The sequence below is a fragment of the Pseudomonas sp. 5.2 genome (assembly GCF_059025405.1).
Window position 1 is genome coordinate 1 of sequence record NZ_JBYBHH010000045.1, and the last position, 1,619, is coordinate 1,619.

Sequence of the window (1,619 nt, forward strand, 5' to 3'; positions counted from 1 at the left end):
ATACCTGTACCGTTGTCACTGAGGGCGGTACGGGCAACTCTATTTGGTGTCGATGATGACTTGTGCACGTGGCAATAAATAACAATTGAGTGAATCACATGGTTGGAAAGCACATTATCGCTGGCGCCGCACCTGGCAATTTTACGAGTTGCGGATTGCACGTTCGTTATGCACGATAATTAAAGGTGATAGGTATGCCGTAATTAAAAAGGTGCAATGCCAATGAGCTCACGTTTCTTTTATGAACATAGCCAGCGAGTCGCGGAGATTTCGGAATTGCAAAATTACCGTCACTTCAAAGTGGGTGCTATGCCCTTGGGTGGGATTCAAAGCGCCGCAACCTTTAAGGTTGTTGAATGCATGGTCTTTGGGCAAAGTCACTCTGTTTTTGGAACGTTTAAGGTAAGGCTTGCTTATACACCATATGGGTATGCACCAAGTGGCGATCACTCATTTTTGATTAGGTTTAACGGTGAAGACAATGACTCGGTCTCAGGTTGCTACTTGCTGGGGAATGGCCGTCGTTGCTACAGTCCTTCATTGCGTAGATTCTACTCGGCAGACAAGTTAAGCCCATTTGGTGCGGGCGGTGTAAATGCGTATGCGTATTGTCAAGGTGACCCTGTCAATAATGTGGATCCCTCAGGTGCGGTTCCACAGTTTTTGACTGATATTTATCGTTCTGTCAGAGATGCGTATAATTACTTATTGCCCTATGGTGTTGGTGGTTATGAGCGCAGGCATAGGTGGGGGGTATATTATCGCTATCTGAAGTCAGGTATAGATGGGCTTGACATGTTTGATCGACAGGCTTTGCTTGATAGCGGTGTATTGAGTGGGAGTGATTTGCGAAAGTTTACTGAGAGTGCACTTAAGTACTTGAAAGGTAGCGAAAGTTCCTTGGCTGATGTTGTGAGTCGAGATTATGACGCGCTTTATGTTGTTAGCGATGTACGCAGGGGTCGTTCTAGATCTAGTGGTGGTCTCGCGTCCAGGTCTGTGTCGCGTGCAGCGATTGAGCAAAATACCGATAACTTTGCGGTGAATAATGTGCAGCTGTCAAAGCACTTTCGGAGGCGGCTGGAGATGCTTAACGAAAACGAAAGTGCGGGTATGGAGTTCGCAAGAGAATTCTGGCGCAAACGGCCTTTTGAAGTGCCAAGTATTAGAGAGCAAAACATAAGAATGCGGCGGCATTTTCCGGAGTAGGGCAGCGGATCGAAAATGAGCGAACTCTTTAAAAAGTCCAAGGCTTTGTCGTGGGTCGCTGCAACGCGACAAAAGGACTGGAGCAGCATTGTCAAACGGCTGTGTTGCGGCGGCGGTATCGAATGAAAGCATCCTTGCTTCCCTCGATCCAAGGTTGGCAGATTATTGGCGGCATCGGCGTCTAGTCGTTCTGAGCCCCGCCGCCCTTGGGTCCACTGGGATGGAGGGAGCTGAAGGTACAGCTTTATTTGGACAGATACCGCATCCCATCCTCCAACCCCTGCAAGGTCAGTGGGTACATCTTGTCCTCGATCAAATCCCGCACCAGGTGCGTAGACGCCGTGTAGTCCCACGCCTGCTTCGGATACGGGTTGATCCAGATGATTTTCTTGAATTTCTCCATGAAGCGT

General features: G+C 48.5%; 1 protein-coding gene and 1 pseudogene. One reads left to right on the top strand and one right to left on the bottom strand.

What is annotated here, in order from left to right:
• The first annotated feature begins 222 nt into the window (after positions 1-222).
• Positions 223-1,209: an RHS repeat-associated core domain-containing protein gene (locus tag AC5PZ0_RS28200; RefSeq protein WP_493856201.1), complete on the top strand. Its 987-nt coding sequence runs from the start codon at positions 223-225 to the stop codon at positions 1,207-1,209.
• A 244-nt stretch (positions 1,210-1,453) separates the two neighbouring features.
• Here AC5PZ0_RS28200 and AC5PZ0_RS28205 read toward each other — a convergent pair.
• Positions 1,454-1,619: pseudogene (locus AC5PZ0_RS28205) on the bottom strand (hypothetical protein); the annotation flags it as partial.